The sequence below is a fragment of the Tatumella sp. JGM94 genome (assembly GCF_018257595.1).
Taxonomy (GTDB): Bacteria; Pseudomonadota; Gammaproteobacteria; order Enterobacterales; family Enterobacteriaceae; genus Tatumella; species Tatumella punctata.
On the sequence record NZ_JAERJN010000002.1, the window covers coordinates 146,460 to 170,110 of the forward strand.

21 protein-coding genes are annotated in these 23,651 nt (G+C 50.5%); 17 read left to right on the top strand and 4 right to left on the bottom strand.

From position 1 onward, the window contains the following. Positions 1–62 precede the first annotated feature (62 nt). The 4 genes from hisQ (at position 63) to yfcD (ending at position 2,991) form a co-directional block, all read left to right on the top strand. Entirely contained in the window at positions 63–749 is a 687-nt protein-coding gene (hisQ, locus tag JK216_RS02390) for a histidine ABC transporter permease HisQ (protein ID WP_212711187.1), read from the top strand. Continuing rightward, complete coding sequence (locus JK216_RS02395; protein ID WP_212709964.1) at positions 746–1,450, top strand: ABC transporter permease; 705 nt, start codon at positions 746–748, stop codon at positions 1,448–1,450. The genes hisQ and JK216_RS02395 overlap by 4 nt, the downstream gene beginning before the upstream one ends. Positions 1,451–1,467: 17 nt before the next feature. After that, positions 1,468–2,241 carry a histidine ABC transporter ATP-binding protein HisP gene (gene hisP / locus JK216_RS02400; RefSeq protein ID WP_212707230.1) on the top strand — a complete coding sequence of 258 codons (774 nt, stop codon included), beginning with the start codon at positions 1,468–1,470 and terminating at the stop codon, positions 2,239–2,241. 204 nt (positions 2,242–2,445) lie between these two features. Next, a complete protein-coding gene (gene yfcD, locus JK216_RS02405) occupies positions 2,446–2,991 on the top strand; it encodes an NUDIX hydrolase YfcD (protein ID WP_212707229.1) in 546 nt (181 codons plus the stop codon). 71 nt (positions 2,992–3,062) lie between these two features. On the opposite strand, the gene pta is transcribed toward yfcD, so the two are convergent. Beyond that, entirely contained in the window at positions 3,063–5,213 is a 2,151-nt protein-coding gene (gene pta, locus JK216_RS02410) for a phosphate acetyltransferase (protein WP_212711232.1), read from the bottom strand. Between the two features lie 73 nt (positions 5,214–5,286). Next, positions 5,287–6,489 carry an acetate kinase gene (locus JK216_RS02415; protein ID WP_212707227.1) on the bottom strand — a complete coding sequence of 401 codons (1,203 nt, stop codon included), beginning with the start codon at positions 6,487–6,489 and terminating at the stop codon, positions 5,287–5,289. 297 nt (positions 6,490–6,786) lie between these two features. On the opposite strand from JK216_RS02415, the gene yfbV reads away from it, so the two are divergent. Beyond that, entirely contained in the window at positions 6,787–7,236 is a 450-nt protein-coding gene (yfbV, locus tag JK216_RS02420) for a terminus macrodomain insulation protein YfbV (RefSeq protein ID WP_212707226.1), read from the top strand. Between the two features lie 68 nt (positions 7,237–7,304). Here yfbV and yfbR read toward each other — a convergent pair whose 3' ends face one another. Both yfbR and JK216_RS02430 read right to left on the bottom strand, forming a co-directional pair. Next, positions 7,305–7,910, bottom strand: coding sequence for a 5'-deoxynucleotidase (yfbR, locus tag JK216_RS02425; RefSeq protein WP_212707225.1), 606 nt, complete (start codon positions 7,908–7,910; stop codon positions 7,305–7,307). A gap of 152 nt (positions 7,911–8,062) precedes the next feature. Beyond that, positions 8,063–9,280, bottom strand: a complete 1,218-nt coding sequence (locus JK216_RS02430; RefSeq protein WP_212707224.1) for a pyridoxal phosphate-dependent aminotransferase — start codon at positions 9,278–9,280, stop codon at positions 8,063–8,065. A gap of 922 nt (positions 9,281–10,202) precedes the next feature. Between JK216_RS02430 and JK216_RS02435 the strand changes: the two genes are divergently transcribed. From JK216_RS02435 to nuoL, 12 genes are all read left to right on the top strand, one after another. Then, on the top strand, positions 10,203–11,162 hold the full coding sequence (locus JK216_RS02435) for a LysR family transcriptional regulator (protein WP_212707223.1): 960 nt from the start codon (positions 10,203–10,205) through the stop codon (positions 11,160–11,162). A 486-nt stretch (positions 11,163–11,648) separates the two neighbouring features. Further along, positions 11,649–12,089 carry an NADH-quinone oxidoreductase subunit A gene (locus JK216_RS02440; RefSeq protein WP_212707222.1) on the top strand — a complete coding sequence of 147 codons (441 nt, stop codon included), beginning with the start codon at positions 11,649–11,651 and terminating at the stop codon, positions 12,087–12,089. 15 nt (positions 12,090–12,104) lie between these two features. Next, positions 12,105–12,785 (top strand): NADH-quinone oxidoreductase subunit B, encoded by a 681-nt coding sequence (locus JK216_RS02445; RefSeq protein ID WP_212707221.1) that lies wholly within the window; start codon positions 12,105–12,107, stop codon positions 12,783–12,785. Positions 12,786–12,900: 115 nt separating this feature from the next. After that, a complete protein-coding gene (gene nuoC, locus JK216_RS02450) occupies positions 12,901–14,700 on the top strand; it encodes an NADH-quinone oxidoreductase subunit C/D (RefSeq protein WP_212707220.1) in 1,800 nt (599 codons plus the stop codon). 2 nt (positions 14,701–14,702) lie between these two features. Next, positions 14,703–15,218 carry an NADH-quinone oxidoreductase subunit NuoE gene (gene nuoE, locus JK216_RS02455; protein WP_212707280.1) on the top strand — a complete coding sequence of 172 codons (516 nt, stop codon included), beginning with the start codon at positions 14,703–14,705 and terminating at the stop codon, positions 15,216–15,218. After that, positions 15,215–16,561: an NADH-quinone oxidoreductase subunit NuoF gene (gene nuoF / locus JK216_RS02460; protein ID WP_212707219.1), complete on the top strand. Its 1,347-nt coding sequence runs from the start codon at positions 15,215–15,217 to the stop codon at positions 16,559–16,561. Before nuoE ends, nuoF begins: the two co-directional genes overlap by 4 nt. A 113-nt stretch (positions 16,562–16,674) precedes the next feature. Beyond that, a complete protein-coding gene (gene nuoG / locus JK216_RS02465) occupies positions 16,675–19,398 on the top strand; it encodes an NADH-quinone oxidoreductase subunit NuoG (protein WP_212707218.1) in 2,724 nt (907 codons plus the stop codon). Then, entirely contained in the window at positions 19,395–20,372 is a 978-nt protein-coding gene (gene nuoH / locus JK216_RS02470) for an NADH-quinone oxidoreductase subunit NuoH (protein ID WP_212707217.1), read from the top strand. Before nuoG ends, nuoH begins: the two co-directional genes overlap by 4 nt. A gap of 11 nt (positions 20,373–20,383) precedes the next feature. Then, positions 20,384–20,926 (top strand): NADH-quinone oxidoreductase subunit NuoI, encoded by a 543-nt coding sequence (gene nuoI / locus JK216_RS02475; protein ID WP_212707216.1) that lies wholly within the window; start codon positions 20,384–20,386, stop codon positions 20,924–20,926. Between the two features lie 10 nt (positions 20,927–20,936). Then, positions 20,937–21,491 carry an NADH-quinone oxidoreductase subunit J gene (nuoJ, locus tag JK216_RS02480; protein WP_212707215.1) on the top strand — a complete coding sequence of 185 codons (555 nt, stop codon included), beginning with the start codon at positions 20,937–20,939 and terminating at the stop codon, positions 21,489–21,491. Further along, a complete protein-coding gene (gene nuoK / locus JK216_RS02485; protein ID WP_212707214.1) occupies positions 21,488–21,790 on the top strand; it encodes an NADH-quinone oxidoreductase subunit NuoK in 303 nt (100 codons plus the stop codon). The genes nuoJ and nuoK overlap by 4 nt, the downstream gene beginning before the upstream one ends. Beyond that, entirely contained in the window at positions 21,787–23,622 is a 1,836-nt protein-coding gene (nuoL, locus tag JK216_RS02490) for an NADH-quinone oxidoreductase subunit L (protein WP_212707213.1), read from the top strand. Before nuoK ends, nuoL begins: the two co-directional genes overlap by 4 nt. The last annotated feature ends 29 nt before the right edge of the window (positions 23,623–23,651 follow it).

The following is a 23,651-nucleotide window of genomic DNA, read 5'->3' on the forward strand; positions in this document are numbered from 1 at the left end:
TCGCGAGCTGCCCGCTTTAGTGTGCGGGCAGTTGTTGTTTCTTTTGTTGCAGGAATTTTTTGATGCTCTATGGATATACCGACGTCATTATGAAAGGTGCGCTGGTAACAATTGAACTGGCAATCAGCTCTGTGGTTCTGGCGGTGATTCTGGGCCTGACAGGTGCCGCGGCGAAGTTATCTAAAAGCCGCCTTTTATCGACTATTTTCGGCCTGTATACCACTATTATCCGCGGTATTCCTGACCTGGTTCTGATGCTGTTGATTTATTATGGTTTACAGATTGTCCTCAATCAGCTGACTGACGCACTGGGCTGGGATCAAATTGATATTGACCCGATGGTTGCCGGGATCATTACCATTGGTTTTATCTACGGTGCTTATTTTACCGAAACATTTCGCGGAGCGTTCCTCTCGGTACCTAAAGGACAAATTGAAGCGGCGACGGCCTATGGTATGTCAGGGGCTCAGATTTTCCGCCGAGTCACCTTTCCGCTGATGATGCGATTTGCGTTACCTGCTATTGGCAATAACTGGCAGGTGATCCTGAAAGCTACTGCGTTAGTGTCATTGCTCGGCCTGGAAGATGTGATCAAAGCTACGCAACTGGCCGGTAAGAGTACCTGGCAGCCGTTCTATTTTGCCATCGTTGCCGGGGTAATTTATTTGTTCTTTACTACGGTGTCTAACGGGGTGCTGTGGTTGCTGGAACGCCGTTATTCAGTTGGGGTGAAAAAGGCTGAATTATGATTGATATTCTTCACGACTATTGGAAGTCATTGTTATGGACTGATGGCTATCGCTTTACCGGGGTTGCTATCACGCTGTGGTTATTGATCATTTCTGTGGTTATTGGTGGCGTGATGGCCATTTTTCTGGCGATTGCCAGAGTCTCTTCTAACCGGTTTATCAGTACCCCTGTCTGGCTGTTTACCTATATTTTCCGCGGGACGCCGTTATATGTTCAGTTACTGGTATTTTATTCCGGGATGTATACCCTGGAAATAGTGAAAGGTAACGAACTGCTGAATGCTTTTTTCCGTAGCGGCATGAATTGTGCCATCCTGGCGTTTACGCTGAATACCTGTGCCTATACGACAGAGGTATTTGCAGGGGCTATCCGTTCGGTGCCCTATGGTGAGATTGAAGCAGCGAGGGCTTATGGGTTCTCTCGTTTTAAAATGTACCGCTGTATCATCTTGCCTGCCGCTTTGCGTATCGCGCTGCCAGCTTATAGCAATGAGGTGATACTGATGCTGCACTCCACCTCACTGGCATTTACCGCGACCGTACCGGATGTATTGAAAATAGCCAGAGATATTAATGCGGCTACTTATCAGCCATTTACTGCGTTTGGTATTGCTGCCGTTATTTATCTGATTATTTCTTATTGTCTGATTACGTTGTTCCGTATGGCTGAGCGTCGCTGGCTGCCCCACGTTACCTCCTGATTTCGCAGAGTAAAATTATGGCTGATATAAAATTAAGTGTGACAGAACTCCACAAACGTTATGGCGAGCATGAGGTTCTCAAAGGTGTTTCATTACAGGCTGCGGCTGGTGATGTGATTAGTATTATCGGATCTTCCGGTTCCGGTAAGAGTACCTTTTTACGTTGTATCAATTTTCTTGAAAAACCCAGTGAAGGCTCTATTTCCCTGAATAATGAAAATATCCATCTGGTACGGGATAACGACGGGCAACTGAAAGTGGCTGATAAAGAACAGCTGCGCAAATTACGTACCCGGCTGACGATGGTGTTTCAGCACTTTAATCTGTGGAGCCATATGACGGTGCTGGATAATGTGATGGAAGCCCCGGTGCAGGTACTGGGGGTCAGTAAGCAGGAGGCCCGTGCACGGGCGATTAAATACCTGGATAAAGTGGGTATTGATGAACGGGCCCGAGCCAAATACCCGGTACATCTGTCGGGAGGACAGCAACAGCGGGTATCGATTGCCAGAGCCCTGGCGATGGAACCGGAAGTGTTACTGTTTGATGAACCCACATCAGCACTGGACCCGGAGCTGGTGGGTGAGGTACTGCGTATTATGCAGCAGCTGGCAGAAGAGGGAAAAACCATGGTGGTCGTTACCCACGAAATGGAGTTTGCCCGTCACGTTTCAAATCATGTTATTTTCCTGCATCAGGGGAAAATCGAAGAGCAGGGTGATCCGCAGACAGTATTCAGTCAGCCGAAAAGCCCGCGCCTGCAACAATTCCTTTCCGGTGCATTAAAATAATCCTGTCCCGCCTGGCCTGCGGGCTGAGGCGGGGTATCTGGCAACCGGCAAAGGGGGCTGAACGTGCGTTTTTTCCGGTGAGGTTGCGGAAAAATCAGCCAGCGTGCCGTGACAGAGTAATATTTCATACTGACTTTTGGTTCATTGTAATAATTGTCTGATAATATTAGTACAGTGAGTATCAGCTGGATAAAAGGGTTACGGATGGTGGAGCAAATTTCTGAAAACGGTATTGAGCAGGTTGATATCGTGAGTGAAGACGATAACGTTGTCACAACAACCAGTCGCGTGCAAATGCGTGCCGAGTGTCTCCGTCACCGGGCAACCTATATCGTGGTGCATGACGGAATGGGGCGGATACTGGTTCAGCGCCGGACCGAAATTAAAGACTTTATGCCAGGTAAGCTGGATGCGACTGCCGGTGGTGTCGTTCAGTCCGGAGAAGATGTGCTGGCATCAGCGCGCCGCGAGGCTGAAGAAGAACTAGGAATTGCGGCGGTTCCTTTTGCCGAACACGGTAAATTCTACTTTGAAGATGAGCATTGCCGTGTCTGGGGATCATTATTCAGTTGTGTTTGCCGCGGGCCTTTTGCCATGCAGGAAACAGAAGTGGCTGAAATTTTCTGGATGACACCTGAAGAAATTACCGTTCGTTGTGACGAATTCACCGATGATTCTCTGAAGGCGTTATCTTTATGGATGAGCCGTAATAACGAAGGCCGTCGCGCTTCTAACGAGCTGCAGCCATAATCTTTATGGTATTTAGCCGGCATAAATAACAGACAGGCGGGCATCAATGCCCGCCTGTCTGTATCCGGAGATTAGTGATTATTTTCAGCCTGTTTTGACTGAATCGCGGTTAACGCAATGGTGTAGACAATATCGTCGACCAGTGCTCCGCGTGACAGGTCATTCACCGGTTTACGCATGCCTTGTAACATCGGCCCGATAGAGATCAGATTTGCAGAGCGCTGTACTGCTTTATAGGTGGTGTTACCTGTATTCAGGTCCGGGAAGACAAACACCGTTGCCCGGCCTGCGACCACGGAATCCGGGGCTTTGGACTTCGCCACATCTTCCATAATGGCGGCATCATATTGCAAAGGACCGTCGATAATTAAATCAGGCCGTTTTTCTCTGGCCAGACGAGTAGCTTCCCTGACTTTTTCCACATCACTGCCGGCCCCGGAATTTCCGGTGGAGTAAGAGATCATGGCGACTTTCGGATCAATACCAAAGGCACGGGCTGAGTCTGCTGACTGAATCGCAATTTCTGCCAGTTGCTCTGCCGTCGGGTCCGGGTTAATCGCACAGTCACCGTAAACCAGTACCTGTTCCGGTAGCAACATAAAGAACACCGATGATACCAGTGAACTGTTAGGCGCTGTTTTAATCAGCTGTAATGGCGGACGGATAGTGTTAGCGGTGGTATGAACAGCCCCCGAAACCAGCCCGTCGACTTCGTTCTGTTCCAGCATCAGGGTTCCGAGGACCACATTATCTTCCAGTTGCTCGCGGGCGACAATTTCGGTCATCCCTTTATTCCTGCGCAACTCAACCAGCCTCGGCACATATTTTTCCCGTACCTGTAGCGGATCGATCACTTCGATACCCTGACCGAGGCTGACGCCCTGGGCTGCGGCGACACGGTGTATTTCATCCGGATTACCGAGCAGCACACAGGTCGCGATACCCCTGGCAGCACAGATGGCAGCAGCCTTCACCGTTCTGGGCTCATCCCCCTCAGGCAGCACAATACGTTTAGCCGCCTGACGAGCCAGTTCAGTTAACTGATAACGGAAGGCAGGAGGTGAGAGCAGGCGGTTTCGTACCGATGTTTCGCCCAGTGAATCAACCCAGTGACTGCTGATATGGCTGGCCACATATTCCTGTATTTTTTCGATACGCTGGGTATCATCCACCGGCACTTCCAGGTTAAAACTTTGCAGGTTGAGCGATGTCTGCCAGGTGTTGGTGTTGACCGTAAACACAGGCAGACCGGTTTGCATCGCCCGCGAACAGAGATCGAGGATCGGCAGGTCAATATCATATCCCCCGGTCAGCAGAATGGCACCAATTTCCACACCGTTCATCGCAGCCAGACATGCTGATACCAGTACGTCCGGCCGGTCAGCTGAGGTGACCAGCAGAGATCCCGGCCGGAACAGTTCCAGCATATGCGGAAGACTGCGGGCACAGAAGGTCACTGATTTTATCCGCCGGGTGCGGATGTCACCCTGATTGACGATCCGCGCATTCAGATGACGGCACATATCGATAGCCCGGGTCGCTATCAGGTCAAAACTCCAGGGAATACAGCCTAAGACCGGCAACGGACTGATTTCACGAAACTGTTCGCCTTCCAGGCTGGCAACGCCGGCTTCGGTTGAATCTTCGAAAATTTCTGACAGATCAGGACGTGTCCGGCCCTGATCATCGATCGGTGCATTCAGCTTATTGATAATGATGCCTGAAATATTTTTATTTTTTTTTCCGCCGAAACTGCCCTGAACGATCTCAATCCGTTCTTTAAATTGCGCAGCTGAATCGTTACCGGGTGACATGACGAAAATAATCTCAGCATTCAGAGTACGGGCAATTTCGTAATTCAGTGCATTGGCAAATTCGTGCTTGCGGGTCGGAACCAGCCCTTCCACCAGTACCACCTCTGCATCACCGGCGTTCTCATGATAGCGGGCGATAATCTCTTCCATCAGCACATCCTGCTGGTTTGAGCCCAGCAGGTTTTCCACGTAAGACATGCGGAACGGTTCGGCGGCAGGGATGGTTGAATTATGGCGGATAATTGCGGTGGTATGGTCTTCCGCATCGCTATTTGAACGGGGCTGTGCGATAGGTTTAAAGATGCTGAGGCGCATCCCTTTACGTTCCATAGCGCGAAGTACGCCAAGGCTGACACTGGTCAGACCGACACTGGTGCCGGTGGGGATAAGCATAATTGTGCGGGACACTATCGACCTCTCTTCATTTTGTCGGGTCTTAAAAACAACACCGTCAGCCTGAGCTGACGGTGAGATAATAAATTCAGGCGGTGAGCCTTGCGGCATCCCGGGCAATCACCAGTTCTTCATTTGTCGGGATCACCAGCACCGGCCGGGTGCCGGGTTTATTGATAAATCCGGATTGTCCGAAACGGGCAGCAAGGTTGCTGTCATGATCAACATCCAGATTCAGTAATGCCAGTCTTTTCAGGGTCAGTTCACGCACTCTGGCGGCATTTTCACCAATTCCTCCGGTAAAGACGACGGCATCTAACCGGCCATCCATTAATGAAGTGTAGGAGGCGATATATTTTGCCAGACGATGACAGAACACATCCATTGCCCGGCGCGCATTGTCTTCCGTCAGGTAATTTTCTTCCACATAACGGAAATCATTAGTGGCTTCCGTCAGCCCCAGCAGCCCGGATTCTTTGGTCAGCATGTGGTTAATCTGGTCGGTTGTCATCCCCAGATTATCATGCAGGAAGAAGATAATTGCCGGGTCAAGATCACCACTACGGGTTCCCATGACCAGTCCTTCCAGCGGCGTTAACCCCATGGACGTATCAACGCATTCACCATTACGGATTGCCGCCACTGAAGCCCCGTTCCCCAGGTGGCAGGTAATAACATTCAGCGACTCTGCCGGGATTTCCAGGATCTTTGCGGCTTCACGTGATACATAATAGTGACTGGTGCCATGGGCACCATAGCGACGTATCCCATGTTGGGTATATAACGGGTAAGGCAGGGCATAAAGATAAGCTTCTTCGGGCATAGTCTGGTGGAATGCTGTATCAAATACCGCGACATTTTTGTCCGACAGATGCGGGAAGTTTTTTAATGCTTCTTCGATGCCAATCAGATGTGCCGGATTATGCAATGGCGCAAAGCCGGACGCATTACGGATTTCTGCAATCACGTGTTGATCAATAATCACTGACTGGGTCAGGCGCTCACCACCATGTACTACCCGGTGCCCGATAGCAACAATCTGTTCTGACAGCAGCGGTTGCTGGCGAAGGATATTACTGACGATAAAATCAAGTGCCTGACTGTGGGCTGCATAAGCGCCAAGAGATGCTTCCTGTTTACCGCTTTCCTGAGTCCATTTTATCCGTGCTTCCGGCAAATTAAAGCATTCTGCCAGTCCGGAAAGATATTCATCACCGTTTTCAGGGTTTATGATAGCAAACTTCAGGGAAGAACTGCCGCAGTTGAGGACCAGGACTAACTTACTCGACATGGAAGCACCTATTTGTTTAAAGTGGCGATGAACAGCGCCATCAGACGTTAATGTAACCCATGAATGCTGACGGGGTTAGAATAAATACCCGGCCGGAGCAAAATATTGTCCATACTCAAAAAAAACTGTAATTTCTGCATTTTTTTTTGAATGTGCAGCGATGATTTTTTGCGAGCGGCACCGGGGATGATCTGCTGTAAAAAAGCCTATGGTATTTAAAGCGATGTTAAATTTCACCTGATTAGTGACTGTTTTAAAATTTTTTTGATGTTTTATTGATATAGTTGAGGTTCCGTGATGAGTAATTCAGGCAATGTAAGCTGGTTTGGTATATTACAACGCGGTCAGCACTATATGAAAACCTGGCCTGATGATAAGCGTCTGAGGCCGGTATTCCCTGAACACCGCATCGGTAAGGCGATACGGTTTGGTATCCGGTTTATGCCACCGCTGGCGATATTCACCCTGTGCTGGCAAATTGCGTTACATGCACAATTAGGTCCTGCGGTAGCCAGCGCGCTATTTGCCTGCAGTCTGCCGTTGCAGGGATTATGGTGGATGGGCAAACGCTCGGTTAAGCCTCTGCCGCCGTCATTATTACAGTGGTATCATTCGTTACGGGAAAAACTGGCCCATGCGGGCCAGGCAACGGCTATGCCGGAAGGTTCTCCGACGTACCAGTCTCTGGCGGATGTGCTTAAGCGGGCTTTTAACCAGCTGGATAAAACCTTTCTTGATGAACTCTGACTGATACCCTGTTCCTCTCTGCCCGCAGGCAATAACCCTGCGGGACAAAATGATATCCGGGGTATCGGCTAGCGATAGTGCTCCGAGATTTTATCGAGGGTAGTGGTACAGCTGGCACAGAATACTGCCATAAAATCGTTCACTTCCGGCATCTCATGGCGTAGTTGGCCGATACGTTCTTCCAGTCCTTCTTTGACATGCTGAAACTCATCGTTATGAAAGCGTAACTCGTTTAATGCTTTGATATAAGCGGATAAAATATCTGCCGCTTTGACGATAGCTTTGTATTGCGGATCGACATCATTCTGAATGATCAGCCCCGAGAAACTTGCCCGCAAGTCTTCGGGTAAGGTCTCAATACACTCCTGCTCGGCCAGAGTTTCCAGCTGTTTAAATGCCTCCGTGAAACGGGGGTTATGGTACTTGGTCTTGGAGTTGATATCCTGAAGCTTGGTTTCGGAGACTTCATGATATAAGGCGATGACTGCAGCACGATCAGGATTGAGAGTATTTCCATAACGGGTATTACCGATGACAGTCAGTAAATGGGCAATCACAGCTACCTGATGACTATGCTCAGCGACATTCTCTTCCTGAAAACAATGCATTAATGCCCAGCGTTTGATCAGTGGCATGCGGGTGATCCATGCCATAAACGTACTTTGTAACTTCATACACAAACTCCTTACCTGCCGTTCTCGTCGTGAGTGGCATCAATAATAGCAGCGGATAATGACAGGCGGGAAACCGGAGCGGGTGAAATACGGAATTCAGGATAATAAAAATGCCCGGAATCTGCTGATCCGGGCAGGTCGGATGCCGCTGATTACTGGTGGTAGTGTTCCAGGAACCGGCCGAATTTACCGATAGCCATTTCGAGGTCATCAACACGTGGCAGTGTGACAATCCTGACATGGTCAGGCCATGGCCAGTTAAACGCGCTGCCCTGAACCAGCAGGACTTTTTCCTGTAACAGAAAATCCAGTACCATTTTCTGGTCATCGTGCAGATTGAATTTTTTCGGGTCGATACGCGGGAACATATATAATGCGCCCTGTGGTTTTACACAGCTGACACCGGGAATTTCGTTAATCAGTTCCCAGGCACGGTCCCGTTGCTGGTAAAGACGCCCGCCGGGAGTAATAAACTCGCTGATACTCTGATAACCCCCTAATGCGGTCTGGATCGCATGTTGCGCCGGTACGTTGGCACACAGACGCATAGAGGCCAGCATTTCAAGGCCTTCGATATAGCCTTTGGCATGTTTTTTCGGGCCATTCAGCACCATCCAGCCTTGTCTGAAACCGGCCACACGGTAAGTTTTGGACAATCCGTTAAAGGTGACAGTCAGTAAGTCCGGAGCCAGAGCGGCAATAGACTGGTGCCGGGCTTCATCATAAAGAATTTTATCGTAAATCTCGTCGGCAAAGATAATCAGGTTATGTTCACGGGCGATAGCCACAATTTCCAGCAATAGTTCTTTGCTGTACACCGCACCTGTCGGGTTATTCGGGTTAATAATAACAATCCCGCGGGTCCGCGGAGTGATCCTGGCCCGAATGTCGTCCAGGTCAGGGAACCAGCCAGCAGATTCGTCACAGAGATAATGTACCGCTTTACCGCTGGATAAGGAGACCGACGCTGTCCATAGCGGGTAGTCAGGTGCCGGTACCAGCATTTCGTCACCGGTGTTCAGTAACGCCTGCATAGATTGCACGATCAGCTCTGAAACACCGTTACCGATATAGATATCTTCAACAGTGACATCACGCATACCCCGTTTCTGATAGTGCTGCATAATGGCTTTGCGGGCGGAGTAGAGTCCTTTTGAATCACAGTATCCCTGGGAGGTCGGCAGATGTTTAATCACATCCACCAGAATTTCATCCGGCGCTTCAAACCCGAACGGTGCCGGATTGCCGATGTTGAGTTTGAGTACTTTATTACCTTCTTCCTCAAGGCGTTTAGCCTCTTTCAGTACCGGACCGCGTATGTCGTAACAAACGTTCTCAAGCTTCGCAGATTTTTCAATTTTATAAGTCATTACAATCGCCTTGGATGGCAGAGTCCATGTGTCTGCCCTGTGAGTCAACACTATAAATGTACTCTTCTGATGGTGCTAAAAGAAGGGTAAAGGCATCTTTTGGGGATTTGTTCAGCTCATCAGTAATTTTAATATTATCATATAATGTAAAATATAATAAAACCAGATTAATTAACCAGTAATCTCTATAAACATAGAATTTTATTCTGGTTGTTGCTTTCAGGCTATCTGATTGAAATTTACCGTGTAAAAGATGAACAGTTAACCGAAGGTAAAGATAAAACTGTAAATTATTAGTAAGGACAGATTAATTGTTTATTTATGTAATCGGTTCCATTTTTATTGTATAGATAAGAAAATTAGCAAACAGCATTTCAAATCAATAGTTAATTAAGATAATTCTGTTAAATTTTAATGATTGTCCTGATTTTATTTATATTGATGATGTTATATTACATATAAAAAACAGCAGGATAGGGTTTTTTGCTCAACTATTTTCGGTTATCTTTCTCGCCGGGATGATGTCAGTGGTAAATACCGCTCTCTGAATATGAAGCAGGTCAAAAATTATGTACTTTTATATAAAAAAAATTCCAATTCCCGGTTAAAAATGATTAAGTATTATTAATAAATTTAATGCGATTAAAATCTGCAATAAATTTTACGACCTGCCATTTTCTGGTCAGGATAAATATTCAGCAGAAGCGTGAAACATTTCCGGAGAAAATGTCTTCTTTCACGCAACATAGAAATAATTGTGTTAATGAGAACTTTCTGAAACAGGGCCGCTTTTCTGTCTGCGCTTATTGCCGATGGACCCTTTTTTGGAAATACTCACCCCGATTTGTATCCTGCCGGCAGGCAGGTTTTGAAGTAATACCAGGGCAGTAAGTAATAAAAATCTTATAAGTGACTAAAAAATATGACAAATACTAATCCTCCAATTATGAATCTGGATCTCGACCTGCTAAGAACATTTGTCGCAGTAGCGGATCTGAATACGTTTGCCGCCGCCGCCGCGGCTGTGTGCCGTACTCAGTCAGCTGTCAGCCAGCAAATGCAGCGGCTTGAGCAACTGGTCGGAAAAGAACTGTTTGCACGACACGGGCGTAATAAATTACTGACAGAGCACGGTATTCAGTTACTTGGCTATGCCCGTAAAATTTTACGTTTTAACGATGAAGCCTGTGCATCGCTGATGTACAGCAATGTGCAGGGAGTATTGACTATCGGTGTGACTGAGGACACGGCCGAGACCTTGCTTCCTTATGTGCTTAACCGTATTACCACGTTATATCCGAAACTGACGATTGATATCCGTATTACCCCGTCGGCCACTGTGTTTGAGCTGCTGGAGAGAAAAGAGGTTGATATCGTGCTGAGCACTTCAGCCGGTGATGGCGTTATCAGCCAGGTACTGCGTACTTCTCCGACATTGTGGTTTTGTGCCGCAGATTATGCTTTCCGGCACGGTGAAGCCTTGCCGTTGGTTTTACAGGATGAGTCTAACCCTTATCGTGAAATGGCCATCGAAAATCTTAATCGTAATGGAACGCCATGGCGTATTTCCTACGTGGCGACCTCTCTGTCTGCGGTGAAAGTCGCGGTAAAATCAGGCCTGGGAGCAACAGCACGTCCGGCCGAAATGATCGGCCCGGAAGTCAGAGTGCTGGGCAATGCGGAAGGACTGCCTGCTCTGCCGGATACCCAGTATCTGGTGTGTCGTCAGCAAGATAATGATAACGAACTGTTGCGGTCGGTCTTTACCGTATTACAGCCGCTGGCTGATCCGTCACATCCGTTATCTGAAGATAACGAGACTCTGCCAGAAGAGGATGAAGATCTGACGGATGTCATCCCGGGAAATAGTGAAGATCACTAGCGGAACAGCCGTTAGCGTTACTGATTATTAAAACCCGTCATCTCTGTGGCGGGTTTTTTATTGCCGTCACCCGCAAAAACTTGAATAAAAACCCGCAATCTGGCTGTTTTTTATTCATCCTTCTCTGAATTCTGCTCTCGATCAAAAAATAATTCATCCTTTCCGGGGTAAATTGAAAAAGACCTGCCAGACTATAAGGACATCGTTGCTAAATTAAACAGTTCGCCCTATGAGCAACCATGACTGAAGCGATTTAGCTGGACGAAGTCGCACTGTTTGTTAATAATATGTGTGTTTTGTGAATTAGTCTTTAATTATAATTGTCAGTGTTGACAAAAGGTTACTGTAGAGGGTAGATAAACCATAATTATACTGTGGGTACCATAGGTGCAGCAGATTTTTATAAGGTTAACCCTTCCTTTGAATGATTGTGGTGACGGGCGTTAAGCGTCAGCTGGCTTCCGGATCTACGTTTGATGAGTAAGCATGAGTATGTCAACAACCACTGAAGTAATCGCACATCATTGGGCTTTCGTTGTATTTGTCATTATTGCTTTCGGGCTCTGTGCTTTCATGTTAACCGGGGGCTGGTTACTCGGGGGCAGGGCAAAAGCAAGATACAAAAATACACCTTTCGAGTCGGGTATCGACGCGGTCGGTAATACCCAGCTGCGCTTGTCTGCAAAATTCTACCTGGTGGCGATGTTCTTCGTCATTTTCGATGTTGAAGCGCTGTTTCTTTACGCATGGTCAGTTTCTGTGCGCGAAAGCGGCTGGATAGGCTTTGCCGAAGCGGCGATCTTTATTTTGGTATTACTGGCGGGTCTGGTGTATCTGGCACGTATCGGTGCGCTGGACTGGGCACCTGCCCGTCGTCGCGTCACCACAGATTCCGGACGTAGTGATATCCCTTCTCAAAAGCAGTAACAGTGAGGCATTAGAATGGACTATACGCTGACCCGCATAGACCCTGAAGGCAGCGGGAATAATGATCGTTATCCCCTGCAAAAACAGGAGATTGTGAGCGATCCGCTGGAACAGCATGTACACCGCAGTGTGTATATGGGCAAGCTGGAGCATGCGCTGCATGACATGGTTAACTGGGGCAGAAAAAACTCTCTATGGCCTTATAATTTCGGTCTTTCCTGCTGCTATGTTGAAATGACCACTTCTTTTACTGCTGTCCATGATGTAGCACGTTTTGGCGCCGAAGTGATGCGTGCCTCTCCCCGTCAGGCTGATTTTATGGTGATTGCCGGGACACCGTTTACCAAAATGGCCCCGGTAATACAGCGTCTCTATGACCAGATGCTCGAGCCAAAATGGGTTATCTCAATGGGAGCCTGTGCCAACTCTGGCGGTATGTACGATATCTATTCTGTTGTGCAGGGCGTTGATAAGTTCCTGCCGGTGGATGTGTACATCCCCGGCTGCCCGCCTCGTCCTGAAGCCTATATGCAGGCCCTGTTGTTGTTGCAGGAATCGATCGGTAAAGAACGCCGGCCACTCTCCTGGGTGGTCGGGGATCAGGGGGTCTACCGGGCCAATATGCCTTCAGAGCGTGAACGAAAACGTGGCGAACGTATTGCTGTGACAACTTTACGCACCCCGGATGAAATCTAAGCCGGTTATTCAGGGATGAGTGTATCCCGGCGTCATCTGAACCATCATCCCGCCGGCCGCCATCCTGATGTCATCTTATAAGTGCCTGAATACAGGCCGGAATGGTGAATATCGTATGACTGATTTGAACACGCAAGACTCCGTTCTGCCCGCCTGGCAAACCAGAGATCATCTTGATGATCCTGTTATCGGTGAACTGCGTAATCGTTTTGGCCCTGAGGCCTTTACTGTTCAGCCAACCCGTACCGGGCATCCGGTGGTCTGGGTTCCGCGTGAACAGTTACCGGAAGTAATCACCTTCTTACGCGCACTGCCTAAACCCTATGTCATGCTTTACGATTTGCATGGAACAGATGAACGGCTGCGTACCCACCGTCAGGGGCTGCCTGCTGCTGACTTTTCTGTTTTCTATCATCTGTTATCGATTGATCGTAACCGCGATATTGTGATCAAGGTAGCGTTAGCGGAAAGCGATCTGTATTTGCCGACTCTGACCACAATTTTTCCCAATGCCAACTGGTATGAACGGGAAACCTGGGAAATGTTTGGCATTACGTTCCGCGGACACCCGCACCTGACCCGTATCATGATGCCTGATACCTGGAGTGGTCATCCGTTACGTAAAGACTATCCGGCCCGTGCCACGGAGTTTGATCCTTTTTCCCTGACCAAAGCGAAAGAAGATTTGGAAATGGAGGCTCTGACATTTAATCCCGATGCCTGGGGCATGAAGCGCGGTACGGCCAGTGAAGATTTTATGTTCCTCAACCTCGGCCCTAACCATCCGTCAGCCCATGGTGCCTTCCGGATCATTCTGCAGCTGGATGGTGAAGAAATTGTCGATTGTGTGCCGGACATTGGTTACCACCATCGTGGTGCTGAAAAAATGGCAGAGCGCCAGTCATGGCATAGCTATATTCCCTACACGGACCGGATTGAGTATCTCGGCGGCTGTGTTAATGAAATGCCTTATGTACTGGCTGTCGAAAAGCTGGCGGGGATCACTGTTCCCGATCGGGTCAATGTGATCCGTGTGATGCTTTCTGAGCTGTTCCGTATCAACAGCCATCTGCTTTATATCTCGACGTTTATTCAGGATGTGGGGGCGATGACCCCGGTATTCTTTGCCTTCACTGACCGGCAAAAAATTTATGATGTGGTGGAAGCGATCACCGGATTCCGGATGCATCCTGCCTGGTTCCGTATTGGTGGCGTTGCTCATGATCTTCCTAACGGCTGGGAACGGTTACTGCGTGACTTTCTCGACTGGATGCCAAAACGGCTCAAAGAATATGACAAAGCCGCATTGCGTAATAGTGTGCTGGTTGGCCGCTCGCGGGGAGTCGCCGCCTATAACCAGCAGGAAGCCCTGGCCTGGGGAACTACCGGGGCCGCATTACGTGCCACCGGGCTGGATTTTGATGTCCGTAAATGGCGCCCGTATTCCGGTTATGAAAACTTTGAGTTTGACATTCCGGTCGGCGGGGGCGTCAGCGATGCTTACAGCCGCGTGATGCTGAAGATGGAAGAGATGTGGCAGTCACTGCGTATTCTTGAACAATGTCTGAAAAATATGCCGGCGGGTCCGTTTAAAGCGGATCATCCTCTGACAACACCACCGCCGAAAGAGCGCACATTGCAGCATATCGAAACGCTGATTACCCACTTCCTGCAGGTTTCCTGGGGTCCTGTGATGCCTGCTAATGAATCGTTCCAGATGATTGAAGCGACCAAAGGTATCAACAGTTATTACCTGACAAGTGATGGCAGCACCATGAGTTACCGGACCAGGGTCAGAACGCCGAGCTTTCCGCATTTACAGCAGATCCCTTCGGTGATCCGTGGCAGCCTGGTATCAGATCTGATTGTCTATCTTGGCAGTATTGATTTTGTTATGTCTGACGTGGACCGCTAATGATGAATAACCAGCAAATAGCCGTTAAAACGATAGACCCTGCAGAAACTTTTGTGCTGAGCGCAGAAGAACATCAGGCCATTGAACACGAAAAGCATCATTACGAAGATGCCCGCGCCGCGTCGATAGAAGCTCTGAAAATTGTCCAGAAACATCGCGGCTGGGTTCCCGACGGGGCGATTGATGCGATTGCCGGTGTGCTCGGTATTCCGGCCAGTGATGTCGAAGGGGTCGCCACCTTTTACAGCCAGATTTATCGCCAGCCGGTCGGCCGGTATGTTATCCGCTACTGTGACAGCGTGGTCTGTCATATTACCGGCTACCAGGGGATACAGACGGCACTGGAACACACCCTGAATATTAAACCGGGACAGACCACCGCCGACGGGCGCTTCACGCTGTTACCTACCTGTTGTCTGGGAAACTGTGATAAGGGGCCGGTCATGATGGTCAACGAGCAGACGCATGTCCATCTGACACCGGAAGCAATTGCCACTTTACTGGAGCAGTATCAATGACCGTTAAAACAATCATTCGTACTGCGGAAACCCATCCTCTGACCTGGCGGATGCGGGATGATAAGCAACCCGTGTGGCTGGAAGAGTACCGCAGTAAAAATGGCTATGCCGGTGCTGTAAAAGCACTTCAGAGTTTGTCGCCGGATGACATTGTGGCACAAATCAAGGACTCCGGGCTGAAAGGCCGTGGCGGGGCTGGTTTCTCCACCGGCCTGAAATGGAGCCTGATGCCTAAAGATGAATCCATGAATATCCGTTATCTGTTATGCAATGCGGATGAGATGGAGCCCGGCACCTATAAAGACCGCCTGCTAATGGAACAGATGCCACACCAGCTGGTGGAAGGGATGCTGATTGGGGCATTTGCTCTGAAAGCCTACCGCGGCTATATCTTCCTGCGCGGTGAGTATATTGAAGCGGCCGCGCACCTGCGACGGGCAATAGATGAAGCGACCGCGGCGGGCCTGCTGGGAAAAAATATCCTTGGGACCGGTTTTAACTTTGAATTGATCGTTCATACGGGCGCCGGGCGCTATATCTGTGGTGAAGAAACCGCTCTGATTAACTCACTGGAAGGCCGCCGGGCTAACCCGCGCTCCAAACCACCGTTCCCGGCATCCGCTGGTGTGTGGGGTAAACCGACCTGTGTGAATAATGTTGAAACCCTGTCAAATGTGCCGGCCATTATTGCCAACGGGGTGGACTGGTACAAAGGGATTTCCGGCAGTGATGATGCCGGGACCAAAATGATGGGGTTTTCCGGACGGGTGAAAAACCCCGGTGTCTGGGAACTGCCTTTCGGGATTACTGCCCGTGAAATTCTTGAGGACTATGCCGGAGGAATGCGTGACGGGCTGCAGTTTAAAGCCTGGCAACCCGGCGGTGCAGGCACCGACTTTCTGACTGATGCGCATCTCGATTTACCGATGGAGTTTGCCAGTATTGGTAAAGCCGGCAGCCGTTTGGGGACCGCGCTGGCGATGGCGGTTGATCATGAAATTAATATGGTTTCCCTGGTCCGTAATCTTGAAGAGTTTTTTGCCCGCGAGTCCTGTGGCTGGTGTACCCCGTGCCGTGATGGCCTGCCGTGGAGTGTCAAAATTCTTCGCGCTCTGGAACAGGGAAAAGGGCAGCCGGGGGATATTGAAACGCTGCAACAACTCTGTCGCCAGCTAGGCCCGGGCAAAACGTTCTGCGCCCATGCGCCTGGTGCCGTAGAGCCATTGCAGAGTGCGATTAAATATTTCCGTGATGAGTTTGAAGCGGGTATTGCACCCCAGGTATTCGGCAATATCCGTCCTGTGAAGGGTATTCAGCCTAACCTGCTGAAATCACGATGGTAAGTCAGGTAGCCTCCCCGCGGTCAGGGGAGCCTGGCGCCTGATTCACCACGATAAATTATAAGTATTATGTTTAACGCTCGTGCCGGCACGAGCCTTACGGAAGCATGTTCACTATGGCTACTATTCATGTAGACGGTAAAGAATATGAAGTAAACGGGGCTGACAATCTGTTACAGGCTTGTCTTTCTCTCGGGCTGGATATTCCTTATTTTTGCTGGCATCCGGCGCTGGGCAGTGTAGGTGCCTGCCGTCAGTGTGCGGTAAAGCAATACCAGAATGCCGAAGATACCCGTGGACGTCTGGTGATGTCCTGTATGACCCCGGCCTCTGACGGCACTTTTATTTCGGTGGAAGATGCCGAAGCGAAAGAGTTTCGTGAAAGTGTGGTTGAATGGCTGATGACCAATCATCCCCATGATTGTCCTGTCTGTGAAGAAGGGGGGAATTGTCATCTGCAGGACATGACGGTGATGACCGGACACAGTTTCCGGCGTTATCGTTTCACCAAACGCACCCATCGTAACCAGGATCTCGGGCCTTTTATCTCTCATGAGATGAACCGCTGTATTGCCTGCTATCGTTGCGTCCGTTATTACAAAGATTATGCGGGTGGTACCGACCTCGGGGTCTATGGTGCCCACGACAATGTCTACTTTGGCCGGCCGCAGGATGGCACCCTCGAAAGCGAATTTTCAGGTAACCTGACAGAAGTCTGCCCGACCGGCGTGTTTACCGACAAAACTCATTCCGAACGCTACAACCGTAAATGGGATATGCAGTTCGCTCCCAGCATCTGTCAGCAGTGCAGCGTCGGCTGTAATATCAGCCCCGGTGAGCGTTATGGTGAATTGCGACGTATCGAAAACCGTTTTAACGGCAGTGTTAACCACTATTTCCTGTGTGACCGTGGCCGGTTTGGCTACGGGTATGTAAACCGTGATGACCGTCCCCGTCATCCTCGCCAGCGGCACGGCAGTGACTGGGTTACCCTGAGTTCAGAACAGGTGATTAATGCGGCTGCCGATATAATACGTCAGGGGAAAAAGGTCATTGGTATCGGCTCCGGACGCGCCAGTATAGAAAGTAACTTTGCGTTACAGCAACTGGTCGGAGCAGAAAACTTTTCGACCGGAATGGCCAGCAGTGAACATAATAATGTGATGCGGGTTCTGCAGGTGCTGCGTGATGGCGGTATCAACACGCCGTCCTTACGGGATATCGAATCTTATGATGCCGTACTGGTACTGGGAGAAGACCTGACCCAGGTAGGGGCGCGGGTAGCCTTATCCGTACGTCAGGCCCTGAAAGGAAAAGCGCGTGAAATGGCAGCGGCCCAGAAAGTGGCTGACTGGCAGATTGCGGCGATCCTCAATATCGGCCAGCATGCGAAACATCCGCTATTTTTAACCCATACCGAGGAAACCCGGCTGGATGATATTGCTGCCTGGAGCTATCGGGCAGCGGTGGAAGATCAGGCCCGGCTTGGCTTTGCGATTGCCCATGCCATCGACAGCTCGGCACCGGCGGCCGGAGAGATGGACGCCTCTCTGGAGGGCAAACTGGATGTGATTGTGCAGGCACTGAGTGGTGCGAAGAAACCGCTGATTATTTCCGGCACTCACTCCGGCAGCCAGGCAATAATCGATGCCGCGGCCAATGTGGCCAGAGCACTGAAAAACCGCGGATCAGATGTGGGTATCACTCTCCTGTTGCCTCAGGCTAACAGCCTCGGGCTGGCGATGCTCGGTGGTCAGCCGCTTGAGCCGGTACTGGATAGGCTGCACCAGGGGGACGCTGATACGGTTGTAGTCCTTGAGAATGACCTCTATCGCCATGCTCCGGCATCACTGGTGGATGCGGCGCTGGCACGTTGCCAGCAGGTCATAGTGGCGGATCACCAGCAGACCAGAACCCTGGATAAAGCCAGTTTCGTACTGCCTGCGGCAACTTTTGCCGAAGCTGACGGGACCGTTGTCAGCCAGGAAGGGCGTGCACAACGTTTCTTCCAGGTATTTGACCCTGCATTCTACGATAATTCGGTACAAATTACCGAAAGCTGGCGCTGGCTGCATTCGCTGCATGTGGCGCTGGAAAGCCGGAAAATTGACTGGTCACAGCTGGATCATGTTATTGACTCAGTGATTGCTGCACAGCCTCAGCTGGCGGCGATTAAAGATGCCGCTCCGGACGCAGCCTTTCGTATCCGCGGGCAGAAACTGGCCCGCTCACCTCATCGTTATAGCGGGCGTACGGCCATGCGCGCCAATATCAGTGTGCATGAACCGCGGCAGCCGCAGGATATTGATACGATGTTCGCCTTCTCCATGGAAGGGAATAACCAGCCTTCCGCACCGCGTTCTCAGGTGCCGTTCGCCTGGGCACCCGGCTGGAATTCACCTCAGGCGTGGAATAAATTCCAGGATGAGGTCGGCGGGCATTTACGTCATGGCGACCCCGGGGTCCGGTTAATCGAACCTTCTGCCGGACAACTGGAGTGGTTTATGCCGCCGCTGCCAGCCCCGGTGATCCGTGGTCAATGGCAGGTAGCCCCTCTGTATCGCTTATTTGGCAGTGAAGAGCTGTCACAGCGCTCGGCGGTGTTCCGTGAACGTATGACTGAAGCCTGTGTGGTTCTGAATCAGGGGGAGGCGGAAAAGCTGGGTATCACCCGCGGCACATGGCTGGAACTGCAATGCGCCGGTGAAACCCTCCGCCTGCCGGTCCGTTTTTCAGCGACGTTACCTGCCGGTCAGGCAGGCTTGCCGCTGGGAATGCCGGGGGTTCCTCTGTTCCTGTCCGGTGCCACTATTGAAAAACTGCAGGAGGCAGCACAATGAGTTGGTTTACTCCTGAAGTCATCGCGGTACTGATCCAAATAGTGAAGGCAATAGTTATCCTGCTGGTGGTTGTGGCCTGTGGCGCCTTGATGAGTTTTGCCGAACGCCGCCTGCTGGGGTTATTCCAGAACCGTTACGGGCCAAACCGTGTCGGCTGGGGGGGCTCACTGCAGCTGGCTGCAGATATGATCAAAATGTTCTTTAAAGAGGACTGGGTTCCGCCTTTTACTGATCGGGCTATTTTTACCCTTGCACCGGTCATTGCCTTTGTCGCCTTACTGCTGGCGTTTGCCATTGTCCCGGTCTCTCCGGACTGGATGGTCAGCGATCTGAATATCGGATTGTTGTTTTTCCTGATGATGGCAGGGCTGGCGGTGTATGCGGTGTTGTTTGCTGGCTGGTCGAGTAATAACAAATACTCACTGCTGGGGGCGATGCGTGCTTCGGCCCAGACGCTCAGTTATGAAGTCTTCCTCGGGCTGTCCCTGATGGGGGTCGTCGCACAGGCGGGCTCGTTCAATATGACCGATATTATCGTCAGTCAGACTCATCTGTGGAATATCATTCCGCAATTCTTTGGCTTTTTGACCTTCTGTATTGCCGGCGTTGCGGTCTGTCACCGTCATCCGTTTGACCAGCCAGAGGCTGAGCAGGAGCTGGCGGATGGTTATCACATTGAATATGCGGGGATGAAATTCGGTCTGTTCTTTGTCGGTGAATATGTGGCTATTACCACAGTATCGGCACTGATTGTCACACTGTTCTTTGGCGGCTGGTTAGGTCCCTGGTTACCGCCATTTATCTGGTTTGCCCTCAAAACGGCATTTTTTATGATGATGTTTATTCTGATCCGCGCTGCGCTGCCGCGTCCGCGTTATGACCAGGTGATGTCGTTCGGCTGGAAAGTATGTTTGCCGTTGACGCTGTTGAACCTGCTGGCTACCGCAGCAGTGATTCTGTACAACGCGCAATAAGGAGCTACACCATGACATTAAAAGATATTGTGGTGGGATTTGCGACACAGGTGCGCAGTATCTGGATGATCGGAATGCACGCCTTTGCTAAGCGCGAAACCCAGATGTATCCGGAAGAGCCGGTCTATCTGCCGCCGCGCTATCGCGGGCGGATTGTGCTGACCCGCGACCCTGACGGCCAGGAACGTTGTGTGGCCTGTAACCTCTGTGCTGTAGCCTGTCCGGTCGGGTGTATCTCTTTACAAAAAGCGGAAATGAGTGACGGACGCTGGTATCCGGAGTTTTTTCGCATCAATTTTTCGCGTTGTATTTTCTGCGGATTATGTGAAGAAGCCTGCCCGACTACTGCGATTCAGCTGACACCTGATTTTGAACTGGGTGAATTTAAACGTCAGGACTTGGTGTATGAAAAAGGTGATCTGCTGATTTCAGGCCCCGGCAAATATCCGGAATATAATTTTTACCGTATGGCCGGTATGGCTATCGACGGTAAGGATAAAGGTTCTGCCGAAAACGAAGCCAAACCTATCGACGTTAAAGGCTTATTACCCTAAGGAGTCGGCAATGGAGTTCGCATTTTATTTTTGTGGGGCAATTGCGGTGTTAACCACCTTCAGGGTGATTACTCACACCAGCCCGGTACATGCCCTGCTGTATCTGATTGTTTCGTTGCTGGCAGTGGCAGGCGTGTTTTTCTCCCTCGGCGCCTATTTTGCCGGCGCACTGGAAATTATCGTCTATGCCGGTGCAATTATGGTGCTGTTTGTGTTTGTGGTGATGATGCTGAATCTCGGCAAAGTTCAGCAGCAACAGGAACGTGAATGGCTGAAGCCGGGTTTATGGTTCGGACCCGGGACTATCTCATTACTGTTACTGATTGCTCTGGTTCATGCCATTTCCGGCATTAACGATCAGGGGATCGACGGTACGGTGATGGGTGCTAAAGCCGTAGGGATCAGCCTGTTTGGCCCCTATGTGCTGGCGGTGGAACTGGCGTCGATGCTGCTGCTGGCGGGGGTTGTGGTGGCTTACCATATTGGCCGTGAAGACAGACGGGGTGAGGTGCTCAGTAACCGGCCCGACGACACAATCAAAGGTAACAAGGAGGAACAGATATGATCCCTCTGCAACACGGACTTATTCTTGCGGCAATTCTGTTTGTGATGGGGCTGACCTCACTGATGCTGCGCCGTAATTTACTGTTTATGCTGATTGGTCTGGAAATTATGATTAATGCGGCCGCACTGGCACTAGTGGTTGCCGGCAGTTACTGGGGGCAGGCGGATGGTCAGGTTATGTATATTCTGGCGATCAGTCTGGCGGCTGCAGAAGCCAGTATCGGGCTGGCTTTACTTCTGCAATTGCATCGTCGTCGTCAGACTCTGAATATTGATTCAGTGAGCGAGATGCGCGGATGAACCTTCTCTATTTAACTATTTTATTGCCGCTGATCGGCTTTCTGTTACTGGCATTTTCCCGTGGCCGTTGGTCGGAGAATGTCTCCGCCACCGTGGGAATTGGCTCGGTGGGGCTGGCTGCGCTGGTTACGCTGTATGCCGGAATGGATTTCTTCGCCCGGGGCGAGGCTGTCTATCAGCAGGCCCTCTGGACCTGGATGCAGGTCGGGCAATTTAATATTCAGGTGAACCTGACGCTGGATGGCCTGTCCCTGACTATGTTGTCGGTGGTGACCGGTGTGGGTTTCCTGATCCATATGTTTGCCTCATGGTATATGCGCGGTGAAGAAGGGTATTCACGGTTTTTTGCTTATACCAACCTGTTTATCGCCAGTATGGTGGTGCTGGTACTTGCCGATAACCTGATGCTGATGTACCTCGGCTGGGAAGGAGTAGGGCTGTGCTCTTATCTGTTAATTGGTTTCTATTATACCAATCCGGATAACGGCAAAGCCGCGATGAAAGCATTTATCATTACCCGTATCGGGGATGTGTTTCTCGCCATTGCATTGTTTATTCTTTACAACGAGCTGGGTACGCTGAATTTCCGTGAAATGGTCGAACTGGCACCTGCGCACTTTGCGGCGGATAATCATATGCTGCAATTCGCCACCCTGATGTTGCTGGGGGGGGCTGTCGGGAAATCGGCCCAGTTACCGTTACAAACCTGGCTGGCTGATGCAATGGCCGGACCGACGCCGGTATCTGCACTGATCCATGCGGCGACTATGGTCACCGCCGGAGTCTATCTGATTGCCCGCACCCATGGCCTGTTCCTGCTGACACCGGACGTTTTACATCTGGTGGGGATTATCGGTGCAATAACCCTGGTGCTGGCAGGCTTTGCGGCACTGGTACAAACCGATATCAAACGGGTACTGGCCTATTCGACCATGAGCCAGATTGGTTATATGTTCGTGGCGCTGGGGGTCCAGGCCTGGGATGCTGCCATTTTCCATCTGATGACCCATGCGTTCTTTAAGGCTCTGTTGTTCCTGTCCTCCGGTTCGGTGATCCTTGCCTGTCATCATGAACAGAACATTTTCAAGATGGGGGGATTACGTAAGAGCCTGCCGCTGGTCTATGCCTGTTTCCTGGTAGGCGGTGCCGCGTTGTCTGCGTTACCGGTGATCACCGCAGGTTTCTACAGTAAAGATGAAATTCTCTACGGTGCAATGAGCAGCGGCCACAATGCTTTACTGGCAGCCGGTCTGGCCGGGGCTTTCCTTACCTCCCTGTACACCTTCCGGATGATCTTTATTGTGTTCCACGGTGAAGAGAAAATTAAGGCTCATGCAGGAAAAGGGATCACTCACAGTTTACCGCTGCTGGTATTACTGGTGCTTTCGACTTTTGTCGGCGCATTAATCACACCACCGCTGGCTAACGTTCTGCCGCAGGGTAACGGTGCTGATGGCGGGAAAATGGCCCTGGAAATCGCGTCGGGGATTGTTGCCGTTGCCGGTCTTGTGATTGCCGGGTTGTTGTGGCTGGGTAAACGCCGGCTGGTGTCAGCGGTGGCAGCCAGTGCACCGGGACGCATTCTCTCTCGCTGGTGGTTCGCTGCCTGGGGTTTCGACTGGTTATATGACCTGTTATTTGTCAGACCTTATCGCGCCATTGCCTGGTTACTGAAATCGGACCCGTTAAATACGCTGATTGGCTTGCTGGCAGGCGGTTCGCGGCTGGCCAGTAAAGGTCTGGTAGTGAGCGAAAATGGTTATCTGCGCTGGTATGTCGCTTCAATGGGCATCGGTGCAGTTGTGGTGCTGGCGTTAATGCTGGTGGTTTGAGGTGAGCTGGCAGGGACATTATGTCATTC

Bases quoted from the DNA above. Each gene is read 5' to 3' on its own strand.
- hisQ (WP_212711187.1), top strand. From the start codon at position 63: ATGCTCTATGGATATACCGACGTCATTATGAAAGGTGCGCTGGTAACA.
- JK216_RS02395 (WP_212709964.1), top strand. From the start codon at position 746: ATGATTGATATTCTTCACGACTATTGGAAGTCATTGTTATGGACTGAT.
- hisP (WP_212707230.1), top strand. From the start codon at position 1,468: ATGGCTGATATAAAATTAAGTGTGACAGAACTCCACAAACGTTATGGC.
- yfcD (WP_212707229.1), top strand. From the start codon at position 2,446: ATGGTGGAGCAAATTTCTGAAAACGGTATTGAGCAGGTTGATATCGTG.
- JK216_RS02415 (WP_212707227.1), bottom strand. From the start codon at position 6,489: ATGTCGAGTAAGTTAGTCCTGGTCCTCAACTGCGGCAGTTCTTCCCTG.
- yfbV (WP_212707226.1), top strand. From the start codon at position 6,787: ATGAGTAATTCAGGCAATGTAAGCTGGTTTGGTATATTACAACGCGGT.
- yfbR (WP_212707225.1), bottom strand. From the start codon at position 7,910: ATGAAGTTACAAAGTACGTTTATGGCATGGATCACCCGCATGCCACTG.
- JK216_RS02430 (WP_212707224.1), bottom strand. From the start codon at position 9,280: ATGACTTATAAAATTGAAAAATCTGCGAAGCTTGAGAACGTTTGTTAC.
- JK216_RS02435 (WP_212707223.1), top strand. From the start codon at position 10,203: ATGACAAATACTAATCCTCCAATTATGAATCTGGATCTCGACCTGCTA.
- JK216_RS02440 (WP_212707222.1), top strand. From the start codon at position 11,649: ATGAGTATGTCAACAACCACTGAAGTAATCGCACATCATTGGGCTTTC.
- JK216_RS02445 (WP_212707221.1), top strand. From the start codon at position 12,105: ATGGACTATACGCTGACCCGCATAGACCCTGAAGGCAGCGGGAATAAT.
- nuoC (WP_212707220.1), top strand. From the start codon at position 12,901: ATGACTGATTTGAACACGCAAGACTCCGTTCTGCCCGCCTGGCAAACC.
- nuoE (WP_212707280.1), top strand. From the start codon at position 14,703: ATGAATAACCAGCAAATAGCCGTTAAAACGATAGACCCTGCAGAAACT.
- nuoF (WP_212707219.1), top strand. From the start codon at position 15,215: ATGACCGTTAAAACAATCATTCGTACTGCGGAAACCCATCCTCTGACC.
- nuoG (WP_212707218.1), top strand. From the start codon at position 16,675: ATGGCTACTATTCATGTAGACGGTAAAGAATATGAAGTAAACGGGGCT.
- nuoH (WP_212707217.1), top strand. From the start codon at position 19,395: ATGAGTTGGTTTACTCCTGAAGTCATCGCGGTACTGATCCAAATAGTG.
- nuoI (WP_212707216.1), top strand. From the start codon at position 20,384: ATGACATTAAAAGATATTGTGGTGGGATTTGCGACACAGGTGCGCAGT.
- nuoJ (WP_212707215.1), top strand. From the start codon at position 20,937: ATGGAGTTCGCATTTTATTTTTGTGGGGCAATTGCGGTGTTAACCACC.
- nuoK (WP_212707214.1), top strand. From the start codon at position 21,488: ATGATCCCTCTGCAACACGGACTTATTCTTGCGGCAATTCTGTTTGTG.
- nuoL (WP_212707213.1), top strand. From the start codon at position 21,787: ATGAACCTTCTCTATTTAACTATTTTATTGCCGCTGATCGGCTTTCTG.